Source organism: Aeoliella fuhlenseeensis (assembly GCF_052161615.1).
Taxonomy (GTDB): Bacteria; Planctomycetota; Planctomycetia; order Pirellulales; family Lacipirellulaceae; genus Aeoliella.
The window spans coordinates 16,142-38,112 of sequence record NZ_CP197417.1 but is presented as its reverse complement, the minus strand read 5'-3'; the positions used below and the strand labels follow the sequence as shown (position 1 = coordinate 38,112).

15 protein-coding genes are annotated in these 21,971 nt (G+C 61.7%); 12 read left to right on the top strand and 3 right to left on the bottom strand.

Translation table 11 applies throughout. The features are described from left to right. Positions 1-125: 125 nt before the first annotated feature. Entirely contained in the window at positions 126-1,088 is a 963-nt protein-coding gene (locus SH292x_RS00145; protein ID WP_442483537.1) for a hypothetical protein, read from the bottom strand. A gap of 376 nt (positions 1,089-1,464) precedes the next feature. On the opposite strand from SH292x_RS00145, the gene SH292x_RS00140 reads away from it, so the two are divergent. From SH292x_RS00140 to SH292x_RS00095, 10 genes are all read left to right on the top strand, one after another. Further along, positions 1,465-2,184 (top strand): RNA polymerase sigma factor, encoded by a 720-nt coding sequence (locus SH292x_RS00140; RefSeq protein WP_442483536.1) that lies wholly within the window; start codon positions 1,465-1,467, stop codon positions 2,182-2,184. A gap of 194 nt (positions 2,185-2,378) precedes the next feature. Next, positions 2,379-2,852 (top strand): DUF6714 family protein, encoded by a 474-nt coding sequence (locus SH292x_RS00135; RefSeq protein ID WP_442483535.1) that lies wholly within the window; start codon positions 2,379-2,381, stop codon positions 2,850-2,852. Positions 2,853-3,022: 170 nt separating this feature from the next. Beyond that, complete coding sequence (locus SH292x_RS00130; RefSeq protein WP_442483534.1) at positions 3,023-4,963, top strand: serine/threonine-protein kinase; 1,941 nt, start codon at positions 3,023-3,025, stop codon at positions 4,961-4,963. 217 nt (positions 4,964-5,180) lie between these two features. Beyond that, positions 5,181-6,437: a hypothetical protein gene (locus SH292x_RS00125; RefSeq protein ID WP_442483533.1), complete on the top strand. Its 1,257-nt coding sequence runs from the start codon at positions 5,181-5,183 to the stop codon at positions 6,435-6,437. A gap of 176 nt (positions 6,438-6,613) precedes the next feature. Then, complete coding sequence (locus SH292x_RS00120; RefSeq protein WP_442483532.1) at positions 6,614-8,689, top strand: sodium:solute symporter family transporter; 2,076 nt, start codon at positions 6,614-6,616, stop codon at positions 8,687-8,689. 93 nt (positions 8,690-8,782) lie between these two features. After that, complete coding sequence (purE, locus tag SH292x_RS00115) at positions 8,783-9,277, top strand: 5-(carboxyamino)imidazole ribonucleotide mutase (RefSeq protein ID WP_442483531.1); 495 nt, start codon at positions 8,783-8,785, stop codon at positions 9,275-9,277. A 1,049-nt stretch (positions 9,278-10,326) separates the two neighbouring features. Next, positions 10,327-11,415: a DUF1559 family PulG-like putative transporter gene (locus tag SH292x_RS00110; RefSeq protein WP_442483530.1), complete on the top strand. Its 1,089-nt coding sequence runs from the start codon at positions 10,327-10,329 to the stop codon at positions 11,413-11,415. A gap of 104 nt (positions 11,416-11,519) precedes the next feature. Next, complete coding sequence (locus tag SH292x_RS00105; RefSeq protein ID WP_442483529.1) at positions 11,520-13,646, top strand: hypothetical protein; 2,127 nt, start codon at positions 11,520-11,522, stop codon at positions 13,644-13,646. A gap of 12 nt (positions 13,647-13,658) precedes the next feature. Beyond that, on the top strand, positions 13,659-14,759 hold the full coding sequence (gene ribD, locus SH292x_RS00100; RefSeq protein ID WP_442483528.1) for a bifunctional diaminohydroxyphosphoribosylaminopyrimidine deaminase/5-amino-6-(5-phosphoribosylamino)uracil reductase RibD: 1,101 nt from the start codon (positions 13,659-13,661) through the stop codon (positions 14,757-14,759). 872 nt (positions 14,760-15,631) lie between these two features. Next, entirely contained in the window at positions 15,632-17,386 is a 1,755-nt protein-coding gene (locus tag SH292x_RS00095) for a pre-peptidase C-terminal domain-containing protein (protein ID WP_442483527.1), read from the top strand. An 86-nt stretch (positions 17,387-17,472) separates the two neighbouring features. Here SH292x_RS00095 and argS read toward each other — a convergent pair whose 3' ends face one another. Further along, on the bottom strand, positions 17,473-19,443 hold the full coding sequence (gene argS / locus SH292x_RS00090) for an arginine--tRNA ligase (protein ID WP_442483526.1): 1,971 nt from the start codon (positions 19,441-19,443) through the stop codon (positions 17,473-17,475). A gap of 204 nt (positions 19,444-19,647) precedes the next feature. Then, entirely contained in the window at positions 19,648-20,130 is a 483-nt protein-coding gene (gene rsfS, locus SH292x_RS00085) for a ribosome silencing factor (protein ID WP_442483525.1), read from the bottom strand. A 148-nt stretch (positions 20,131-20,278) separates the two neighbouring features. Between rsfS and bcp the strand changes: the two genes are divergently transcribed. Then, positions 20,279-20,752 carry a thioredoxin-dependent thiol peroxidase gene (gene bcp / locus SH292x_RS00080; protein WP_442483524.1) on the top strand — a complete coding sequence of 158 codons (474 nt, stop codon included), beginning with the start codon at positions 20,279-20,281 and terminating at the stop codon, positions 20,750-20,752. A gap of 283 nt (positions 20,753-21,035) precedes the next feature. Further along, the gene (locus SH292x_RS00075; protein ID WP_442483523.1) at positions 21,036-21,446 is read left to right on the top strand and encodes a hypothetical protein; all 411 of its coding nucleotides are present in this window, start codon (positions 21,036-21,038) and stop codon (positions 21,444-21,446) included. Positions 21,447-21,971: the final 525 nt, after the last annotated feature.

Genomic DNA, 21,971 nt, shown 5'->3' with positions numbered 1-21,971 from the left:
CGTCGCCAGCAATTCGCCTCTGAAATCGCGCACCAACAAAACAACCCCGCCCGAGCCAATTGGCTCGGGCGGGGTGCGAAGGAAGTGATGATGCTCACTTTCAAGATTGGTACTGCGATTAGTACTTAGTTCCCCATCGCCAGGCGGCTCGTCTTGGGGGCCAGTTGCAGTTCGCTCTGGGTCACCAGCTTGTTGTCGGCGTCGAGCACGATCAGCCGGGCGTTGGTCACGGTGGTCAGCGGAAGCTCGGGGAGCTGAACCACCACTTCACTCGGGGTCCAGTTCGCCACGGCCACCGGCAGTTCCATCGGCCCCATCGCCATCAGCACTCGGCCCGGAGTTCCACCGAACTGCTGGCCATCGAGCACCAACTGGCTGCCAGCGGTGAAGGTCGGCACCACTCGCTGGGCCTCACGCATATTCATCGGAGGAGCTTGATTGACGGGGCCTTGGCTCATGGGAGGCTGCTGCATCTGGCCTTGCTGCATCATTCCCTGGTTCATGGGGCCCTGCATCATCGGCGTCTGCTGCGAAGCCTGCTGAACTTGCAACTGGGGCTGGCCTTGGGGCATGCCAGGATTGAAACCAGCTTGCGGGCCGGGACCGGCACCGTTCAACGCACCGGGGTTGAACGAGGGCATCGGAGGAACCGGCGAGTCGCTCGCCATCATCCGACCACTATCGTAGATGGTCGGCAACTTGATCGGCTGGCCTGGGCTCAGCGGCAAGCCAGCGGGCAGGCCATTGAACTCGGCCACCCGGTTGAAGAACGCAGGATTCCCATACTCGCGGCCGCAGATATCAAGCAAGGTCTCGCCAGGGCAAACGTACGCTAGGCAGAACTTGGGGTGATGGCAGTTGTCGATCACAGGGCGTTCGATGATCACGGGCCGAGAGACCACCACCGGACGCGACACCACGTGAACCGGCTTGTGGTAGTGGCTGTGGGTGGCAACGAAACGGTGGTGGACGTTGACGCCACCGTAGTGGCCACTGCTCTTTCCCCCTCCGCAACCACCAGCCAGAGCGGCGTTCGAAGCGGCGACAACCATCAAGACAGCAACAGCGGTAAGTACTTGGCGGGACATGACTTATTTCCTTTCGGGTGTATGGAGCGGGCCGGCTCGTTTTGGGCTGGCCTCGCTAGTTTGGATTCGTCTTCACCCTCTCTTACGCCCCCCTGCCCCGCTGTTACACCGCCCGCAAAGTTTTTTCCTAAACACCCCAACGAACAGTAGAATGAGCCCCGAAACGCCGCAATCAAGCCGAAAGTTTTCCAGCGAGCCGGGCCGTCCTCGGCCCCGGAAACTTAGCCAACTCAATCACCCCTGCCCAAACCCCCGCACGTCCGGGGTCGAGGACGACCCGGCTCACAGGTAAACCCGAATCCTTCGCCACCTCACGGTGGCGGCTCGACTTTTCCAGCCCCTAGTCCCCAGTCTCAAGCCCCCAGCCCCAACCTCCATGGACGACCGACTCAGCCGCATCGATACCCTGTGGTCCGTGGTCCAGCAGGCCCACCGGCAGGATGCTACACAGTTCTCTGCCGCTCAGCAGCAGATGCTCGACCGCTACGGTGGGGCCGTCCGCCGGTACGCCCTGGCCTCCCTCCGCGATCCCGACGCGGCGGACGAGGTGTTTCAGGAGTTCGCCTTGAAGTTCGTCCGCGGCGACTACGGCCAAGCCGACCCCACCAAGGGCCGGTTCCGTAGCTTCCTGAAGACCTCGCTCTACCACTTGATCGTCGACTACCAGCGCCGCCGCGCAAAGCAACAGAAGCAAGCCGGCCCGTTGATGGACGACACGCCCGAGGTGGCCAACTCCTACGAAGCCCCCAGCGACGCCGAGTTCCTCAAGAGCTGGCGAGCCGATCTCTTAGCGCGAGTGTGGCAAGCGCTGGAGCGCGAAGAACTCACCACCGGCAAGCCCTACCATACCGTGCTCCGTATGCGCGTCGAACACCCCGACGTCCGCTCGCCCGAACTCGCCGAGATCGTCAGCAGTGTGCTCAAGAAAGACATCAACGCCGGCGCGATCCGAGTCACCCTGCACCGCGCGAGAGAGCGCTTTGGCGACTTACTTATTGACGAAGTTGCCAACACCCTAACCGACGCCACCCCCGACGCCGTGGAACAAGAACTGATTGACCTCGACCTGTGGCAATACTGCAAACCCAATTCGTAGAACGGAGTTCAGTCGTACAACGGAATTTATTCCGTTACTTAGAAGCTGCCCGCGAATAACGCGAATCTTCGCGAATGAGAATAGGATCGATATGAGAACGCCCCGAAGGGGCCCCAACATGTCAGCCCAGGGGAAGCGCAGGCGAGGAACGAGCCGAAGCGCCGCCCTGGGTGCAGAATGGATGGCACACAACCATGACCGAAGAACAAACCCGCGTCGCCAACCTCATCCGCGAAGCCTTCCAAGGCGTCGTGCTTGGGAATGGTGTGGGATTGTTTCAAGGCCAAGCAATCGACGATTACGCAAGTGAAGCTGAGGAACAGGCATTACGCGCCAAGGATGAGAAACTGGATTGGGCAAAGATATCCTTTGTGGACCTCAACGGTTGCAGCAGCAGTCTCTCCTTCTTCGACGCGGAGGGGATGCGATTCCACTTGCCGGCATACTTGATCTCTGATCTCGAGGAGACGGGGATGCATGACATCACTTTCGACCTGTTCTTTGAACCTTACGATGCGCAATCGAGGTTCAACCTGCTCGACACAGATCAACGGCTTGCGGTGCGAGAGTTCTTGCTGTTGAAAAAGAATGCACTCAAAGAAGCCGGCGATGATTTTGCGATACCTAGCATTGACCAAGCCCTCGAGAACTACTGGAAACCCAACTAGTACAACGGAATTCATTCCGTTCCCCGCCCCGAAGGGGCCCCAACATGCCAGCCCAGGGCAAGCTGAGGCGAGGAACGAGCCGAAGCGCCGCCCTGGGTGAAATTAGATTGACCTTACACTGAACGCGACCCACATCGGGCTCGGAGAGCCCTCCCCCATTTTTCTACGACATGTCTCAAGACCCCAAACTCACCGACGTGCAACTCGCTAGCGAAAGCGATACGTACGAGCCCACCGGCGCGGCGCCGAGCATGCCGCCGCCGATGCCGCACGCGATGGTGAAGACGGTGGCCTACACCGGCTCAATTCGCAGTGCGTCGGACGTGATGAAGCGGGGCGAGCGGATCGACGACTTCGAGATCGAAGCCGTGCTCGGGCGCGGGGCGTTTGGCGTCGTGTACCTCGCGCGGCAATTAACGCTCGATCGCCAGGTCGCCCTCAAGATCGCGGCGAACCATGGCAGCGAGGGTCGCACCATGGCCCGGCTCGAACACCAGCACATCGTGCAGGTGTTCAGCGAAACGGTCGACACCACCGGCAAGCTCAAGCTGCTTTGCATGCAGCTGGTCCCCGGCGCGGCGATGGACAAGGTGATCGACGACCTCATCGCCATTCGCACTTCGCGCGGCCACTGGACCGGCGCCGACGTGCTGGCCTCGGTCGACACGCGGAGCAAGCTCACCGACATCTTCAACCCCTCGGCACTCCGCGACCGCGAAGAGCTCGAGGCGATGGACGACCTCGGGGCCACTTGCTGGATCGGCGCGCGACTCGCCGAGGCTGTCGACTACGCGCATCGCCAAGGCGTACTGCATCGCGACATCAAGCCGGCGAACGTGCTGGTGAATCGTTATGGCCAGCCGATGCTCGCCGACTTCAATATTTCGTTCCAATCGCTCGACGAAAACGCCTCGGCCGACGAACGATTCGGCGGCACGCTCGCCTACATGTCGCCCGAGCACCTCGATGCGTTCAATCCCTCGACCGAAGTCAAAGCCGAAATGGTCGACGCCCGGTCCGATGTTTATTCGCTCGGTATCGTGCTCGCGGAGCTTCTGACTGGCGAGAGCCCCCTCGAATCGCCGCCGCGGTGCGATGATCGCGTGCAGTACATCGAGCGCCTGGCCGCCGTGCGAAGCATCGCCGCGCCCGATGTCATTCCCGGAGCGGGCAACGCGGCAAAAGCGTTCAGCTATACCATCTCGAAGTGCCTGGAGCCCGACCCCAAGGATCGCTACCAAAGCGGTGCGGAGCTCGCCGCCGCGCTCGATGGTGCCCGTGAACTTCGCAAGCACGAACGCACCTCGCGAAGCCGAAGCTGGTTGGTCCCCGCGATCAAGAAGCACCCGCTGCGATGGGTTGTCATCTTCTCGCTACTCCCGCAATTCCTCGGCAGCCTGTTCAACATCAGCTACAACGAGTCGCAAATCCTCGGCCAGCTCGCCGATCCGCAGATGGCCGTGTTCAAGTGGTTGGTGATCGTTTACAACGCGATTGCCTACCCACTCGCGGTGCTGGCCGGCGTCGCCATCTTGCTACCGCTCTTCCGCGTGTGGCAAGAACTCTCCGGCACCCAACCGATCGCGCAGGAGAAACTCGACTGGGCTCGCCGAAGAACGCTCTGTCTCCCCATTTGCCTGCTGGCGGTCGCCGCCGCCGGTTGGCTCCCCGGCAGCCTGATCTTCCCAGCAGTGATTGACCACTACGCCGGCCCCGTGCCGATGTCGCTGTACTTGCACTTCGTCGCGTCGTTCGCTATCTCGGGATTAATCGCGGTCGCTTACTCGCTGTGCGGTGTTGAATACGCCGCGATGCGGGGGCTGTACGGAAGGCTTTGGCCACGCGCGGAAGAGTTTCGAGAAACAGCCAATGAGGAACTTCCGCCCACGCGGTGGCGACTCAACATGATGGTGATTCTCGCGGCAATGATTCCCACAGTGGCTTCCTCCTTACTACTCGCAGCCGCTGAAGATCGCAACGATGTCTACTTGCTCCTACTCGTGCTCGTGTTGAACATCAGCGGCATCGCCGGTCTCGGCCTCACCTTCTGGGCCCATGGCCGACTTTCTCGCCTCATGGATAACATGCAGGGCATCGACCGCCGCCGGTAGAGTATAATCGTAGCCGGATTCGCCAGAATTCGGGCCGCCACCCAGACGCCGCCTGAACCCTTGCGAGTCCAGCTACAAAGACACCCCTCCGTTCCCTCCTGTTCCCCAACCCCCAGCCATCCGCGAAAACTAAAACCCCTACTTCGTTCCCTTTGTTCCCTTCTGTTCGTAATCTTTCCTTCTCCGCCCACTCCGTTCTCCTCTGTCATTCCTCCGCATGCCCCAGCCAATCCGACTCGCGATGTGGCTGGCCAATACCAACGCGGCTATCTGGGCCGTCGGCAATGGGCTTGTTAGCACCACGCTCGTGACGTTCCTCGCCATGGACCTCGGCGCTCGGGGGCTGGCCGTGAGCTTAATCCTCGCCGCGCCACGGCTGGTCGGCGTGCTTCGTATCGCCGCCCCCGCGATGATGACCACCGGCTCGCAGCGGAAATTCGTTTGCCTCGCCGGCTACCTGTCGAGCGCCGTGGTGCTCGGCGCAATGGCCTTGTGGGGCCGGTACCACATCGCGGGACTCGTCACGTGTTGGTGCCTGTACCACTTGCTCGAGTACATCGCGACGGTCGCCCTTTGGAGTTGGCTCGGCGATTGGATGCCGCCGCGGATCCGCGGACGGCTCATCGGCTGGCGCGAGCGCTACCTCGTCATCGGCCGCATCGTCGGCATCGCGGCGAGTGTCGTCATCGCGTTCCTCTGGAGTTACTTCGATCGCGACGCGCCGAGGTGGCTGCCCCTCGCGTGGTCGGCGGGCTTGGGAGCCTCGCTCATGGCGCTCGCCGTGGTGCCTCTCCTCGAACTCGCGCCCCGTACGAACATATCGCCGCCACGAGCGAGACTCTTGTGGGACGACCTCGTCCGCGCCCTGACCGATCCCGCGTACCGGAAGTTGATCCTCTACTCGTCGTGGTTCGCGGTGGCCAACGCGGTGAGTGGCCCCGCGCTCAATCTCTATCCGAGTCGCATCCTCGACCTTCGCTACGCCGACCTCACCATCTTGCGGAGCGTCATGCACGCGGGCCAAGCCGCGCTCGCGCCGGTGTGCGGCGCGTGGATCGACCTGGGTCGCACGCGTTGGCTGATGACGATTTCGCAATTGATCGTCGCTACCGGCCCGCTGTTCTACATGCTCGCCACGCCTGACCAGTGGTGGTGGATCGTCGGGGCATATGTCGTTTGGATTGCGTACGCCCCCATCAATGTCGGCCTCGACACGCTCAAACTCCGCCTCGCCCCCACGACGGCCACGGCACCCGCACTCGCCGTGTATCACGCGCTGGGTGACCTGGCGAATGGCGTGACGCTCGTCGTCGCGGGGGCGGTGTTCGACGCGGTTTCGCCCGACACGGGTGCGACGCCGGCGATCTACGCGGCGTTCTTCCTAGTCGGTTGGCTTTTGCGAACCTCGGCCGCTTGGCTAGCCTGGACGGTGCCGGAAATGTCCTCGAATTCCGCCCGCAACGCCGCAAAATAAATGCCCCCTTCGGCTTACATCCGAACTGGCGGGTAGTTAAAATCGGAGCCCAACGGCGATTTTCCCGAACCCCGGGACCTCGCCAAAGCTACCCGGCTTATCCCCCGACTCGCCCGTCCCTTTTGTCCCGCCATCTGGGAAACGACGCGGCGAATCTATCCAGGCGAGGTTTTTTGATGGCTGCTTTCGGTGTCGATATCACGGTTTTCGTCGTGTTCATCTTGGGGGTCGTGGCCATCGGTTTGATCAAAAGCCGCAAGGCCCACGGCGAAGGCGAGAAGGACGTCCAAGACTTCTTCCTGGCGGGTCGTGGTTTGACATGGTGGCTCGTCGGCTTCTCGCTCATCGCCGCTAACATCAGCACCGAGCAGTTCGTCGGCATGAACGGCGCGGGGGCCAGCCACGTTGGTCTCGCCATCGCCAGCTACGAGTGGCTCGCCGCCGTGACGCTCACCGTCGTCGCGTTCTGCTTCCTGCCCTACTTCCTTCGCGCGGGCATCTACACCATGCCCGAGTTCCTCGAGTATCGCTACAACTCCTCCGCACGCCTGTTGATGGCCGTGGCGACGATTCTCATCTATCTCATGCTGCTGGGTGCCGTCACCTACTCCGGCGCGCTCACCGTCGACACTCTCGGCAAACGCTATGGCCTGTCGATTGGACTGTGGTACCCCTCCATGTTCATCGCCCTCATCGCGATGATCTACGTCGTCACCGGTGGTCTCAAGGCCTCGGTGTGGGCCGACCTGATTCAAGGCTCGGCACTCATCCTCGGTGGTGGCATCATCATGTACTTCGCCTTCTCCCAGTTGGGGTCGGTCGAAGAAGCAGCACGCGTGGTCGACACCAAGACCGGCGAGATCGCCATTGTCCAGCTCGATGAAGAGACGGGGCCCGTCGAACGCTTCATGGACCTCAACTCCAACCGCCTCAGCATGTTCCTCCCCGCCAGCGACCACGTCCTGCCCTGGACGGCGCTGCTCCTCGGCGTGTGGATTCCCAACTTCTACTACTGGGGTCTCAACCAGTACATCACTCAGCGTACGCTCGGCTCGTCGTCGCTCGCCGAAGGTCAGCGGGGCATCGTGTTCGCTGCGTACCTCAAGCTGATTATCCCGTTCATCGTCGTCATTCCGGGCATCATCGCGTTCAACCTATTCCATGGCAACATGCAGCTAAGCGCCCGCGCCGACAATTCCGGCGCGATCGCCAAGTACTTGAAGGCCAATCCCGACACCGATTTCGTGTTCACGGAAGAAGCCCCCACCGACGAAGAAATCACCGCCCACCAGGGACCGCGATTCATGATCGCGCTGTATCCCAACATCAAGGCGATGAATGCCATCACCACCAAGAATCCCCTCGTCCTGCCGATGACCCAAAACCGCTTCGAGAACACGAAGCCGGCGGAGTTCCAGATCTTTAGCTCCAAAGAAGACCTGGCATGGAAGCATGTCTATCGCGATTTGACCGAAGAGATGAACGCCTTCAACGCAACCGTTAGCGCGGCGGCAACCGAGGCGGGCAAGAAGACCGAGTCGCAAGCCCTGGTCGCCTACAAGTACGACACGGCCCTCGGCGAACTGCTGGACTTGCTGCCCAAGAACCAAGGCCTGCTGGGCTTCGTGCTCGCCGCGTTCTTGGGGGCGGTGATCAGCTCGCTCGCCGCGATGCTCAATGCGTGCTCGTCCATTCTCACGCTCGACTTGGTCGAGAAGCACCTGCTGCCCAAAGCACCCCAGGGCACCATCGTGTTCATCGGCCGCATTTCGGTGGTGGTGTTCGCCGTCATCTCCTGCGTGCTCGCCCCGCTGATGGGTAACCCCAACATTTCCAACTCCATCTTCACCATTATCCAAGGTGGCCAGGGACTCATTTCGCCCGGCATCCTCGCCGTGTTCGTCTTTGGCTTCCTCGTCCGCCGTGCCCCGCGCATGTGCGGTGTGGTGGGATTGCTCGTGAATGTCGTGTGCTACGGCACCCTGTGGTACCTGTCCGCCAACACAGACGTTTTCGCTGGCATCGACTTCATGAACAACTTCCTCAACTGGATGGCCATCTCGTTTGCCCTCTGCCTGTTGGTGCAAGCGATCATGACCATGGTGGCACCGCTTCCGGCTCCCATCGAGTTCAAGGTCAACAGCGATCTGGACCTCAAGAGTTCGCGAGGTGCCTTGATGGCGGGTATTGGCTGCATCGCCCTGACCGTCATCATGTACATCGTCTTCAGCCCGATCGGCATCGCCCGCTAAACGCCGATCGTAGGCCAGCCGAGTTGACACCCCCTGCCCTCCGGTCGATCATGAAAGCTCGTTAACCACTCTCGTTTCGGGCAACAGAAAATCATGTCGGACAAGGCTCCTTTAGTGGGTGTGATCATGGGCTCGGCGAGCGACTGGGAGACCATGCGCCACGCCGTGGAGATGATCGAGGAGTTTGGCGTCGCCTGCGAAGCCCGCGTGGTGAGCGCCCATCGCACGCCCGAGGACATGTTCGACTACGCCCGCGAGGCCGAGGGGCGTGGCATTCAGGTGATCGTCGCCGGTGCCGGCGGCGCCGCCCACCTACCCGGCATGGTGGCCTCGCTCACCGTCCTCCCGGTGCTGGGTGTCCCCGTGCAATCGAAAGCCCTAAGCGGCCTCGACTCGCTGCTCTCCATCGCCCAAATGCCCGGCGGCGTCCCCGTCGGCACGCTGGCCATCGGCACCAGCGGCGCCAAGAACGCCGGCCTCCTCGCCATTCGCATCCTAGCGAACAACGACCCCACGCTCCGCCAACAACTCCACAGCTACCGCGAAGCCCAAGCCGAATCGGTAAGAGCCAAGGGCCTGGGGATTTAGAGGTTTCGTACCATGGCCGCCCCGGCCGTGGAATTCTCGTCCGCCCTCTCCCCCGGTTCGCTCGCGCAGGTCGCACGGACATTCTCCCCTAAGCCGCGGAGCGGCAACAGCGCATAGCCAGGGGCGCGAGCCCCTGGACTGCGTGCCGCACAGGGTCGATAGCCACGGAGTGGCGACAGCGAATCTTCTCATCGCGTCGAAAGATCACAAACTCCTCGCCCGGATCGATCGTTCGCTTGCGACCCTGCTCATCGGTAGAAGCGCGCTGTCGCCGCTCCGCGGCTTGGGGGAACCTCCCGGACCCTCACCCTGGGGCTCGCGCCCCAGGCTATGCGCTGTCGCCACTCCGTGGCTGCGGGAATTAGGTCGCTCTTTTCCGATTTCTTCCCAGATTTCTGAACCCTTTTGGAAATTTCGAGAAAATGTACAGATGCTCCAAAAAGGGACTAGAAAGTACTCGCGCCCATGATAGGTTGAGTTCAAGTAGGCCGTATCAAGCTCCGCGCCGATACGGCAATTAACGCTGAAAACAAAGGAGAAACAAAGCCACCGGAGACGAAGCAGCACTTGTCATTCTGAGGGAGCCCAAGCGACCGAAGAATCTCGCCCCTGAGCAACCCCCCCGTAGCATGGCCGCCCCGGCCGTGTCCTACATCGCACTCGATCCCCTTACACGGCCGAGGCGGCCATGCTACACGCTTTGCGACTTGGTGAGCGACCACAACTGCCAACACGCCAAGCGCCGGATCGGCGCTCCGCTTGATCCGGCCTACAAACTTCCCCCTTAGTAATGTCGCACCTGCGGTGAACCCCTGCGACATTACTCTTTTCGCCCAAACCACCGCACCATGATTTCACCCTAGAAAACACGAGACTTTTTCACGCCGGCAAGGTGGACTCTCAGGAATAAAGTCGCAGTCAATAAAATAATGGCGAATCCGCGACATTACTCGTGCGATAAGGGGAGCGAACTCAACGACTGAGATCACCACGGCCCTAACGGGCCCCGCTCGCTGAACATCCAACAACCACACTCTTCTAAACTACCCATGACCTTCCGCCTCACCACGCTGCTGTACTTGTTCGCGCTAGTCGCCGCGTCGCTGGCGGCGTTTGGTGGCGGATTAGGTGTGACGGTGGTTTGCGGAGTAATCGCGTTCTGGTCGGCCGCTTTCTACCTGCCGCGACCTGGATGTCTCACCCTGTTCTGGACCGCTGCGATACTACTGATCCTCGCTGCACTGCTTTGGCCAGCGGTCAGTACCCCGCGAGAGGCATCGCGCCGGAACCAGTGTCTCAATAATATGAAGCAGTTGCTACTTGCTATTCAAAACTACCATGAACAGGTGAGTGAACTCCCTCCGGTCGCAGGCGTCGGTAAGCGAGGCTCAGCTCCACAGTCCTGGCGAGTTCATATCCTTCCTTTCAGCGAAGGAAGTACTATCCATTCCCACTATGACTACAACGAACCCTGGGATGGGCCGCACAATGATCGCAACTTCGGGATGATGGATTGGCATCAGTTCGAGTGCCCCGAACACTACGCGCCAACCGAGACCAACTATTTCGCGATCACCGGACCCGAGACCGCTTGGGGCGATGGCGAACTCCGTACGTACAAAGACATCACCGATGGCACGAGCAACACGATCTTGCTCATCGAAGCTGACAGTCGTGGCGTGCACTGGGCGGAACCGAAAGACCTCACGTTCCAGGAAGCGGTCGACTTGCTCAGCACTCCGTTACCGGACACCGCCACTGACGGTCATCCAGTCATTCGGGGTTACTTTTACAAACCAAGTTTCGTTCGCAACGTCGCAATGTGCGACGGCAGCGCTCGCGCGCTCCGGGTCCCGATCCGACGCGAGGACGCCATCGCCCTGCTCACGGCGAGTGGTGCAGATAGTATCGACTTTGACCTGATCGAACGGCACTCGACGCCCCAGCTCGACTACGCCCGCGTGTGGGTGTTTTCGGTGTTCGTAGTCCTGGCTCTGCTTCCGGCGGTGCCAGGGCTGAGGCCGTGGATCTGGCCGACTCGTGCGGCAGGGCGCCAGCTGGCTGAAGACGGCGGAATGCCCGATACCAATTTTCCCGAGAAAACAGACTCTCAGAACACCCATAAAACCGACTCCTAACACCCCGAAATGCCCGGTTCCACGGGTGGTGAACGCCCCGCCGGGTGGGGTACAATGCAGGGCTACTTTCAATTCAAGTCATCCCCCTTCGACGGCCAGCCTAGATGGATCCATATACTCTGTGCCCCTGCGGTAGCGGCAAGAAACTCAAGTTCTGCTGCTCCGACCTGATCGGCGAAATCGAGAAAATCCACCGCATGATCGAGGGCGATCAGCCCCGCGCCGCCCTGCGGCACGTCGAGCAGACCCTGGCCAAGCAGCCCGGTCGGGCGTCGCTGCTCGACCTGCAAGCGATGCTGCAGCTGTCGCTCGGCGAGCACGAGGCGGCGGAGCATACGGTCACCGAGTTCGTCAAAGCCCACCCCGACAGCCCCTCGGCCCACGCCCACCACGCGATGCTGCTGGCCGACCGTGGCGAAACCACCGAGGCCGTCTACGCCCTGCAATCGGCCCTCGACCGCGTTGAGACGAACTTGCCTCAACGTGTGCTCGAAGCCATCGGTAGCGTCGGCCATGCACTGCTCCTGGTGGGCGATGTCGTCGCGGCTCGTGCGCACCTGTGGCTCTACGAAGCGGTGGCGGGTGGTCACGATCATCGCGCGCTCGAGCTCCTCGTGCGGATGAACCAAGTGAGTGGCTTGCCGCTGCTATTGCGCGATCGCCTCGCGCTTCGCAGCCTCCCCGCCGAGCACCCCGCCGCGAGCGCGATGCAAATGGTGCAGCGGATGGCAGCAGCCGGCAAGTGGCGTGCGGCGGCTGAGGAGCTCGACGATATCCTGCCCGACCACCTCGACACACCGCTGTTCTTTTACAATCGCGCGCTGCTGTCGGGCTACTTGGGCGATCGCAAGAACTTCGCGGCAGGCATGCGACTCTACGCTCGTCAGGACATTCCGCTGACCGACGCCGTGGAAGCCGAGGCCCTGGCACAGTTGGTCGACACCGAGATCCAAGAGGAGTCGCCTCACACGCTGCGGTTGGTGTATGGCATCACGAACGAAGACTCGCTCATCGAGCAACTCACGGCGAGCAAGCAAATCCAGCCGCTGCAACTGTCGCAGGAAGAGCTCGAATCGTTCGAGGGTCCCAAGCCGCGTGGCTACTACATGCTGCTCGACCGCCCCGTGCCTGAGAATGGTGCCGATCTCACTCGCGACACGGTGCCGCACGTTTTGGGTTTCGTTTCGCATTATGGTCGTCAGACCGATCGTCCCGAGCGCGTAGAATTGGTGACCGACAAGGACGAGAAGCTCGATACGGCGATCGAGACACTCAAGCAGTTGCTCGGCGACTCGCTGGGCGAGAAGAACGACGAGGTCGACCTCGGCATGTCGCCACGCGGCAACGACGCCGCACTGAGTTGGCGGTGGCACCTGCCAGCCAACACCCCCGCGGCGAAGCGTCGCGAGCTTTTGACGGAAGAGCGCAGAGCCGCGCTGCTCGATCGCTGGCCCAACACGCCGCGGGCGGCCCTCGGTGGCAAGTCGCCCCGCGAAGCGGCCGGCATTGAAGAACTCCGCCTGCCTTTGCTCTCGGAGCTGCTGCTCCTAGAGAACGGGTCGGCAAACGCTGGGTTTGAGGAGACGTTCGCGAAGCTACGTAGCGACCTCGGACTCCCCGCCCACGAATCGATCGCCGCCGACTCGGTGGACGCCAACAGCGTGCCAGTGGTTCGCATTGGTCGGATCGATCTCAGTGGACTCTCGGACGAGGACCTGGCGACACTCTACAAGCGGTGCGTGCTGGTCCACGCCACGAATGGCCTGAAGGCCGTGGCACGCGAGGGACTTCGTCGCGATGGCTTCGGCACGAACTACATTCCGCGCCTCAAGTTGTACGAGCAACTCTTCACGCTCGAAGAAGATTCCGAGGCCGCGATCGCGGTGCTGGACGAGGCCCGCGAGTGGGCCGAGTCGCAGGGCGAGTCCACCGGGCCTTGGGATTTGCTGGAGCTGCAATTGCACATCGCCGAGAACAACTCGGAGGGCGCGAATCGCACGCTCGCTCACCTGCGCGACGAGCACATGAACGAACCCGAGATCGCCCAGCAGATTTACCAGCTGCTGTACATGATCGGTGCGATTCCGGCAGACGCTCCGATGCAAGCTCCGTCGCGAATCCCTGCTGCCGCCGTGGGCGCACAGGCGGGAGCGCATTCCGAGCCGGGCATCTGGACCCCCGGCGGCGAGACCGCAGCCGCGGGCAAAGGCAAACTTTGGACCCCCGACTGAGAACCTGCTGCTTTGAGTTCCTCCTCCGACACAATCTACATTCAGCGTGCCCTCGAACTCGCCAAGCGAGCCGAGGGGCATGTCGAGCCGAATCCGATGGTCGGGGCCGTCGTGGTGGCGGGGGGAGAGATCGTTGGCGAGGGTTGGCACCAGCAGTTTGGTGGGCCTCACGCCGAGGTCCACGCCCTCGCGCAGGCAGGCGAGCGAGCTCGCGGCGCGACATTGTACGTGACGCTTGAGCCTTGCTGCCACACCGGAAAGACCCCTCCCTGCACCGAAGCCGTAATCGCGGCGGGTATCGCACGCGTGGTCGCCGCGGTGGCCGATCCGTTTCCGAAGGTGCAAGGTGGTGGATTCGAGCAACTCCGTGCCGCGGGCATCGAGTGCGAAGTCGGAATCATGGAGCAGGAGGCGCGAGAGCTGCTCGCTCCCTACCTCAAACTCACCACGACCGGCGTGCCGTGGGTGATCGCGAAGTGGGCGATGACACTCGATGGCAAGATCGCTACGCACACCGGCTCAAGCCAGTGGATTACGAACGAAGTGTCGCGCGCGCGAGTCCACGAACTTCGTGGGCGCGTGGATGCGATTGTGGTTGGTTCGCGCACCGCGAACGTCGACAACCCGATGCTCACGGCGCGCCCATCGGGTCCGCGCGTGGCGACGCGGATTGTCCTCGGTGGGCTCGACGAGGGGAGTCAGCTAGCAAGCACCATCGACCAAGCCCCGCTGATGGTCGTCCAGTCACGTGAACCAGATGCCGGCGAGTACGACTGGCTGACGAGCCGCGGGGGCGAGCTGTTGCTGATTCGACGCGGCGATCACCTGGCGCAGATCACCGAGCTGCTTGCGGAGCTAGGCCGACGGCGAATGACCAACGTGCTGTGCGAGGGTGGCGGGCAAGTGCTCGGCGCGCTGTTCGACGCCCGCGTGGTAGACGAAGTGCATGCATTCATCGCCCCCAAACTCGTCGGCGGCTCGGGTGCCCGTAGTCCGATCGAGGGACTAGGAATCAGCGATATGGGCGCCGCGATACAACTGGAAGACGTTGTAATCGAGCAAACCGCCGGCGATCTGTACTTGCGCGGGCGAGTCCCGAAGGTGTCCTCGTAGCCGGATTCGCCAGAATTCGGGGCGTATTGAACAGAAGGTAACGAAGAGAACTAAGAAAGAAGGGGAGAAAAGAGAACAGAAGGCAGCAGAGAGAACGAAGAAGGGAAAGAACTTTTAACATTCCACGAGGTGGAATGACTTCAGAGCGAAGGGCAGCGGAGGCGAGGGACGAGCCGTAGCGCCACCCTGATAAAGAGATTGCTTCGTCCCGCTTCTCCGTTCTCTCTGCTGCCTCCTGTTCTTCTGGCTACCCACTTCGTTTCCTTCGTTCTCTTTTGTTCATTCCCCAATTTTTCGCGACCCTCTGCATGATTCGCGAGCCGAGAACTCTCTCTTCTGTTCAACTACGTTCCGAGTTGTCCCAGCCCTGGCGAATCGGGCTACGAGTAAATGGCCGGGCAGTCGCGCTCGGTCGGCAATCCGCAAGATTATTTCCCTTCGCTGTTCAGAAGGATTTACAGAAGGGCTCCAGTTTTCTCGAAAAGGAATGTTTTGAACGTCCCCGGGCATCTGGGGTTGTCCCTTGCGGAAGATTTCGTCAAAAGATGCTGGCCTTTTCGCGGCAGTTCGTTATAACTCGTCTACCTCATCAGCTTCTCTCTGCGGAATAGAGAGCCCCGAGGCGGTTCGAACGGACGCCGTCTGTTTCGACCTCTCACAGCTCACCGCGTTAACCAGTTCTGGTGAACGGTGCGCACTTACAACATTCTCGGGGCAATGAAATCGCCCTTCGCCTTGCGGGACCAAGGGAGAATTGGATGAAGAAACTTGGCAGAACGGCTGGCGGTTCGCACGAGCGATCCGCGAGCCGCGGTAGACGACTCGCAAAGCGTGCGCGCCCGCTGCGGTGCGAGCATTTAGAATCACGGACGATGCTCGCCGCCGACGCGCAGTGGGCACCCGACACGCCGCTGGAGGTCATGAGCGGCGACGACCATGCGGAAGAGGATCTCGCGCTAGCCGCGCTCGTTGGCTTCACCGACTCTTCGCGATGGAACTACACCGCCACCGCGGGCTTCGGCATGTCGCAGGGCGAGGCGACAGTGCTAACGTGGAGCATCGTCCCCGATGGCACTTCGATCCACGGGTATGCTGGCGAGGAGACGTCGGGCAGCAATCTTGTGGCGTTTCTCGACAATCTTTACGGAGCGGGGCCGGGCGGAACCGACTACACGCGAAGGCCTTGGTTCCCGATCGTCCAGAGCGTGTTTGATCGCTGGGAAGCGATCTCGGGCATCGACTACGTCTACGAGCCGAACGACGATGGCATGGCGTTCATGCAGTTCTCCATGCCCTATGGGGTGCTGGGAACGCGTGGCGATGTGCGACTCTCGGGGCACGCGATCGATGGCTCTGGGGGAAATCTAGCGTACGCGTTCCAGCCCAACTTTGGGGACGTGGTGCTCGATACCTCGGAGACCTACTTTAACAACACCGCGAATAACTCGCTGCGGCTCCGCAACCTCCTCGCCCATGAGGTCGGTCACACCAAGGGACTCAAGCACGTCACGCCGAACAACGGCACCAAGCTCATGGAAAGCGTGGCCTCCGCTGCCTTCGATGGACCGCAGTTCAACGAAGTTCTAGCCGTCCATCGCGGCTACGGAGACCCACTCGAAGAAGGGAACGGCAACGACACCGTCGCGTACGCAACGCACCTCGGAACGCTCGGCACGGGGCAGTCGCTCGGCGTGGGTACGGTGATGAACTCGACGCGTATCGAGCCAACGCAAACCAACTTCGTAAGCATCGACGACGACTCGGATGTCGATTACTTCCGATTCACGGTCACCAAGGCAACTCAAGTGACGATCTCGGTGTCGGCGGAGGGGCCGACTTATTCGATCGACTCGCAGCAGTCGTTCAACGCCAAAGCCCAGAACGACCTGAAGCTCGAACTGTTCGACACCAACGGCACCAGCTTGCTCGCCACGGCGGACAGTGCGGGGCTCGGCGGGACCGAGGTGCTGCGTGGCGTCAACTTGCCACGCGCGGGGACTTACTACCTTCGCGTCACGGGCGATGCCAACGCCGCACAGCTCTATCGGATTTTGGTGCAGCAGGGCATTAGCAGTGTGGGCCTGTTGGCGGGCGACTTCAACGGCGATGGATCGGTGGGCCTAGCAGACTTCTCGCTGTGGCGAGACAATTTCGGCCGCCCGGGGCTTCAGCCCTACGCACCCGGCGACGCCAATGGCGATGGCAAGGTCGACCAGGTCGACTACGCGGAGTGGAAAGCAAATTTTGGGAAGACGTCCGGTTCTCTAGCCGCGGTGATTGGCGATGTCGAGCCAGTCGCGGTGGAAATGGCACCCGAAGCACCCGCCGCGATCAACGATGGCGGCATCAACCTCGCGGGGTTTGACGGACTCGTGGCGGGCCCCAGTGCACAGACCACGGAGATCGCCGACGAAGCCGAGCCGACGAACAGCGCCGAAACGCAGGCCACAACTCCCGCCAACGAGTCACGCCTCGCGCGGCACAGCGAGCGGGACGCCCGCCGCGGCGAGTCGCGACGTTCGGTGGCGGATCATGACGAGGTGAAGAGCACCGAAGCGGCTGACGAAGTGTTCGCGAAGACGTGGAGCTTCGGGCGATCGCTCGGCAGAGGGCTGCGCGGATTCTGAGAACTGCTGGCCCCTACTCTAGAATTGTGGGAGGCCTCTCCGAGGCCGATGATCGGGGTTGCCTCGTCCCACCCACTACGGCTCGATTACATGCGCTCGACGCACTCGATGCCGAGCAGCCCTAGCCCCACCTCCAGCGTGCGGGCGGTGAGCGCGCAGAGCGCGAGTCGACTGGTTCGCGACTCGGGCGAGTCGGCTTTGATCACCGGGCAGTTCTGGAAGAACGAGGCATACGCGCTCGCCAGTTCAAACAGGTAAGCGGTCAGGTGATTAGGGCGGTAGTCTTCCGCCACTTTGTCGAGTGCTTCGGCGAAGCGAAGTAGTGCCATGCCGAGTGCCCGCTCTTCGGGCGCGTCGAGCTGGATGCCCGTCGCCCCGACGAGCGCTTCGTCGCGCGTAACGCCGGCTTTCTCGAAGATGCCCCGGACGCGGGCGTAGCTGTACTGCATGTAGGCGGCGGTATTGCCGGTCATGGCCAGCATCTTGTCGTAGCTGAAGACGTAGTCGCTGGTGCGGTTGTGGGCGAGGTCGGCGTACTTGATGGCACCGATGCCGATGCGTTCGGCGACTTCGCCCCGTTCGGTGTCATCGGTGAGCACGGGACTCTCGTCGGCGATGGCACGGGCGCGAGTCACTGCTTCGTCCAAGAGGCCCATCAGTCCGACGGCCGAGCCACTTCGCGTTTTGTACGGCTTGCCATCTTCGCCGAGCACGGTGCCGAAGCTGACGTGCTGGAGTTCGACGTTCTCGCAGCCGCTCTTTCGGGCGGTGGCGAACAACTGTTCGAAGTGCAGGCTCTGGCGATGGTCGACGACGTAGAGAATGGCGTCGGGCTGCCACTCTTCGAGTCGGTAGGCAATGGTCGCGAGGTCGGTGGTGGAGTACAGAAACGCGCCGTCCTGCTTGCGAACGATGAACGGCGCGGCTTGGCCTTCGAGGAACACGCACATCGCCCCGTCGCTTTCGGTGGCGAGACCCCGCGCGACGAGGTCGTCCACCACCGCGGCAAGGCGATCGTGGTAGAAGCTCTCGCCCAACGCGTGGTCGAACGTGACGTTCAATCGGTCGTAGGTCTTTTGGATCTCGTCGAGGCACGCGGGGAGAAACTGCTCCCACAGCTGCTTGTTCGTTGCATCGCCCGAGTGGAGCTTGGCGGTCTCGTCGAGCACCGACCGGCCGATCGTTGGATGCGCGGCGGCGAGTGGCGCGAGCGTTTTGTCGCCATCGACCGCGGCGATCTTCTTCTCCACCGAGGCCTTCTCGCCCTTTAGTTCGACGAGCGTGGACTCGGCTTGCTTCTGCTTCTTCGCCGCTTCCTTGTCGGCCTTCTTGTCACCCGTTGGTTCCGCGCTCGTGAGCGTCGCGACGATTTGTTCTTGCTTCGCGATCCGTTCGATCAGTGCGGGGAGATCATTGTTCTTCGCCGCGTGGTATTCGACCAGCGTGTTGACCAAGCGATAAAGGCGGCTCAACTCGGCGACGGGCTCCTTGGCAATCGCGGCTTCGTCGGCGAAGTGCTTGTAGCCGTAGATGATCATGCCGAACTGGGTACCCCAGTCGCCGATGTGGTTGTCGGTGATCACGCGGTGGCCGAGGAACCGCAGGACATTGGCAATCGCCGCACCGATGACGGTCGAGCGAATGTGACCCACGTGCATCGGCTTCGCGACGTTGGGGGACGAGTAGTCGACCACCACCGTCCGCGGATGCTTGGTTTGAGGAACCCCCAGATGCACCGCGTCCGCAGCCGCGGCGGCGAGCGCGGCGGTGATCGCCGAGTCCTTGATCTTGAGGTTAATGAACCCCGGGCCGGCAATGTCGGGAGTGTCGCACAGATCGGCGACGTCGAGCTTCTCGACCAGCATCGCGGCGATGTCACGCGGTGCCTTGCCGAGCTGCTTCCCCAGTGGCATCGCACAGTTGGCCTGGTAGTCGCCGAACTTCACGTCGGTGCTGGGACGAATGAGCTCCAGCACGGGGGCCACGTCGCCCGTGAATCCATCGAGCGACGCGAGGCTGTGGGCAAATCGTTGACGAAGTTCGGCGAGGAAGTTCATGACACCAAGGGGGGAAGTTGGAAGGGGGAATGCCGATCGCAGACTTTGCCACTGGATCCATACCGTCGGAACCAGCAGGGCGTCGTGGGCAAATTCCGAGAGAGTATCCTAACAAGCATCGAACGTGTTTACGATCGAGCTAGGGACCTAAGGCAGTAGAAGCTCCGGCGGGCAGAGCACTATCGGGGCGAGTGGCCCACCGTCTTACTCTTCGTCGACGGCCTCTTCAATCGCATCTTCGGCAGCGATCACTTCGGACACGGACTCGGCTGGCTTCTCTTTATCCCAGGGCAACGGCACGCGGACCGCGCCGTCCCATAGATCTTCGAGGGCGTAGTATTCGCGAGTTTCGCCGTCGAACAGATGCACGACGACCGACCCGTAGTCCAACAGAATCCATCGGCTCTCGCTGTAGCCTTCGAGGCCCATCCGTTTGTCGTTCAGGTCCTTCTCCAGGCAGCGATCGATTTCTTCGCTGATGGCGTGGAGCTGCCGGCGGCTGTTACCCGTCGCGATGACGAAGTAGTCGAACTCGGGCGTGACGCCTCGGAGGTCAAGCACCGTGATGTTCTGGCCGCGATTGTCTTCGGCGGTACGCGCGGCAGCCATGGCGAGCTGCAGGCTGCGGTCGGATTGCGATTCGCGGGTGGCGATGGGTGTTTCGATCAACGGGCTGACGACGTTCATGGGTGGGGGGAGCAGGGTTTTCTAAGCTATTTATCTTATCTCACGAGGGCGTCCGGAACAATCGAGCGGATGGCTGGGCAGGCGGCACTTGGGGGCTAGAATGCTCTGTTTACCCCATCATTTGCACCAATTTGCCCGAGGAACCGCCATGGCCGACTGGATCGAAGAGGGCAAAAAAGCCCCCGCTTTTACACTGACCGCGGACGATGGCACCAAGGTTCGCCTCGCCGACCTCGCCGGCTCGCCCATCGTGCTTTATTTCTATCCCAAGGACGACACTCCCGGCTGCACCCGCGAAGCGTGTGCGTTTCGCGACCTGAAAAAGGAGCTGAAGAAGATGGGGGCCATCGTTCTGGGGGTGAGCGCCGACTCGGTGGAAAGCCACGTGAAGTTCCGCGACAAGTACGAGCTGAACTTCCCGCTGCTAGCAGACATCGACCACAAAGTGGCCGAGAAGTACGGCGCGTGGCGCGAGAAGAACATGTACGGCAAGAAGTCGATGGGCATCCAGCGGAGCACCTTCCTAATCGATGCCACTGGTAAAGTGGCGAAGGTGTGGAAGCGCGTGAGCGTCGACGGCCACGACCAGCAAGTGCTCGAAGCGCTCGCGGAGTTAAGCTAGCACATTCTTGTAGCTGGACTCGCAAGAGTTCAGGCCGTCCTGGAGCCATCCCCGAACTCTTGCGAGTCCGGCTACGAGGAATTTGTCCCCCCGCGAACTCCTGCAAAAAACCTCTGGCGTTGCTGGCGCCGATTCGGTTACACTCCAGTCGCTTATCTGATGGTGACACCTTGAGGCGGATTGGCTAGGTTCACCCCAAAACATTTGGCGCATGGTCCTCGGGCCTGTGCCGACTACCCTGGAGTTTGCGCGGAGTGCGCGCTATTGCTGGAGGCTTGGTTCGATGGATTGCGATCAGGTTTTCATGGTGCTAACAAGTGGCCCCTTCCCCACCGGCGATCGCTCCGACGTGGCGGTCGAAGAACACCTGGAGTGCTGCGCGAGTTGCTGGCGGATTGCCGAGGCACTGCGTCCCGCGCACGACCTGTTTGAAGAAGCGGTGCCCGCGAGCGAAAGCCGCGACCTACCTGGCTACTGGGGCGATGCGGTCCCCGCGCGCCTGGCGATGGCCGACGTGCAGCAGACGGCGCTCCGCACCGCGGCACTCGCCCGCCGCGCCCGACCCCTGGCGCAACCCGTTCCCCTCGCGCCGCTCCCCAGCCCCACGACCAACTGGTCGCGCATCGCCGCCGTCGCGGCCTTGGTACTGAGCTTCTCGTCGCTCGCCGCAGTGCTGACCTGGATCTTCGTTTAAACTCCCGCGAGGGGTAGCCGGACTCGCAAGAGTTCGGGCCTCGCTGGAAGGTATTGAACAGAAGGCAACAAAGGGAACGAAGGGGGGTGCGGAGAGACACACCTGCCTGGAGAGCCGGCGTTGGAATAACAGGAGGAAACAGAGAGAACGGAGGAAAACAAAGAGAATGCCAAGCAGTGTGCCTGCTTTAATTCTTTCTCCCCTCTTCGTTTCCTTCGTGACCTTCTGTTCTCACTCTTCTCTCTGTTCCCTCCGTTGCCTCCTGTTCTCTTAACTGCCTTACCGGTCCGAATTCTGGCGAATCCGGTTACCAAGTAATCGGTCGTAGGGGATGGCGCGTCCGGCGGTCGCGATTCGTGTTGCGGAAACGCCACATCGCGTTTGCCGAGCGCCGGATTGCGGGCTAGCTTTGTGTGGTGAAGCGTGCGCCCCTTGTGGGTACCGGCGTCACCCCGCCTTGCTCGTCGTTCGTCCGCATCTCGCGGCTACTCGTCCCTAGACCTGGCTTGGAGAAAGCGCCTCATG

What these genes read in the sequence shown, in the direction of transcription:
- SH292x_RS00140 (WP_442483536.1), top strand. Translation starts at nt 1,465, where the DNA reads ATGGACGACCGACTCAGCCGCATCGATACCCTGTGGTCCGTGGTCCAG.
- SH292x_RS00110 (WP_442483530.1), top strand. Translation starts at nt 10,327, where the DNA reads ATGACCTTCCGCCTCACCACGCTGCTGTACTTGTTCGCGCTAGTCGCC.
- bcp (WP_442483524.1), top strand. Translation starts at nt 20,279, where the DNA reads ATGGCCGACTGGATCGAAGAGGGCAAAAAAGCCCCCGCTTTTACACTG.
- SH292x_RS00120 (WP_442483532.1), top strand. Translation starts at nt 6,614, where the DNA reads ATGGCTGCTTTCGGTGTCGATATCACGGTTTTCGTCGTGTTCATCTTG.
- SH292x_RS00130 (WP_442483534.1), top strand. Translation starts at nt 3,023, where the DNA reads ATGTCTCAAGACCCCAAACTCACCGACGTGCAACTCGCTAGCGAAAGC.
- SH292x_RS00125 (WP_442483533.1), top strand. Translation starts at nt 5,181, where the DNA reads ATGCCCCAGCCAATCCGACTCGCGATGTGGCTGGCCAATACCAACGCG.
- SH292x_RS00105 (WP_442483529.1), top strand. Translation starts at nt 11,520, where the DNA reads ATGGATCCATATACTCTGTGCCCCTGCGGTAGCGGCAAGAAACTCAAG.
- SH292x_RS00135 (WP_442483535.1), top strand. Translation starts at nt 2,379, where the DNA reads ATGACCGAAGAACAAACCCGCGTCGCCAACCTCATCCGCGAAGCCTTC.
- rsfS (WP_442483525.1), bottom strand. Translation starts at nt 20,130, where the DNA reads ATGAACGTCGTCAGCCCGTTGATCGAAACACCCATCGCCACCCGCGAA.
- SH292x_RS00075 (WP_442483523.1), top strand. Translation starts at nt 21,036, where the DNA reads ATGGATTGCGATCAGGTTTTCATGGTGCTAACAAGTGGCCCCTTCCCC.
- SH292x_RS00145 (WP_442483537.1), bottom strand. Translation starts at nt 1,088, where the DNA reads ATGTCCCGCCAAGTACTTACCGCTGTTGCTGTCTTGATGGTTGTCGCC.
- argS (WP_442483526.1), bottom strand. Translation starts at nt 19,443, where the DNA reads ATGAACTTCCTCGCCGAACTTCGTCAACGATTTGCCCACAGCCTCGCG.
- purE (WP_442483531.1), top strand. Translation starts at nt 8,783, where the DNA reads ATGTCGGACAAGGCTCCTTTAGTGGGTGTGATCATGGGCTCGGCGAGC.
- SH292x_RS00095 (WP_442483527.1), top strand. Translation starts at nt 15,632, where the DNA reads ATGCTCGCCGCCGACGCGCAGTGGGCACCCGACACGCCGCTGGAGGTC.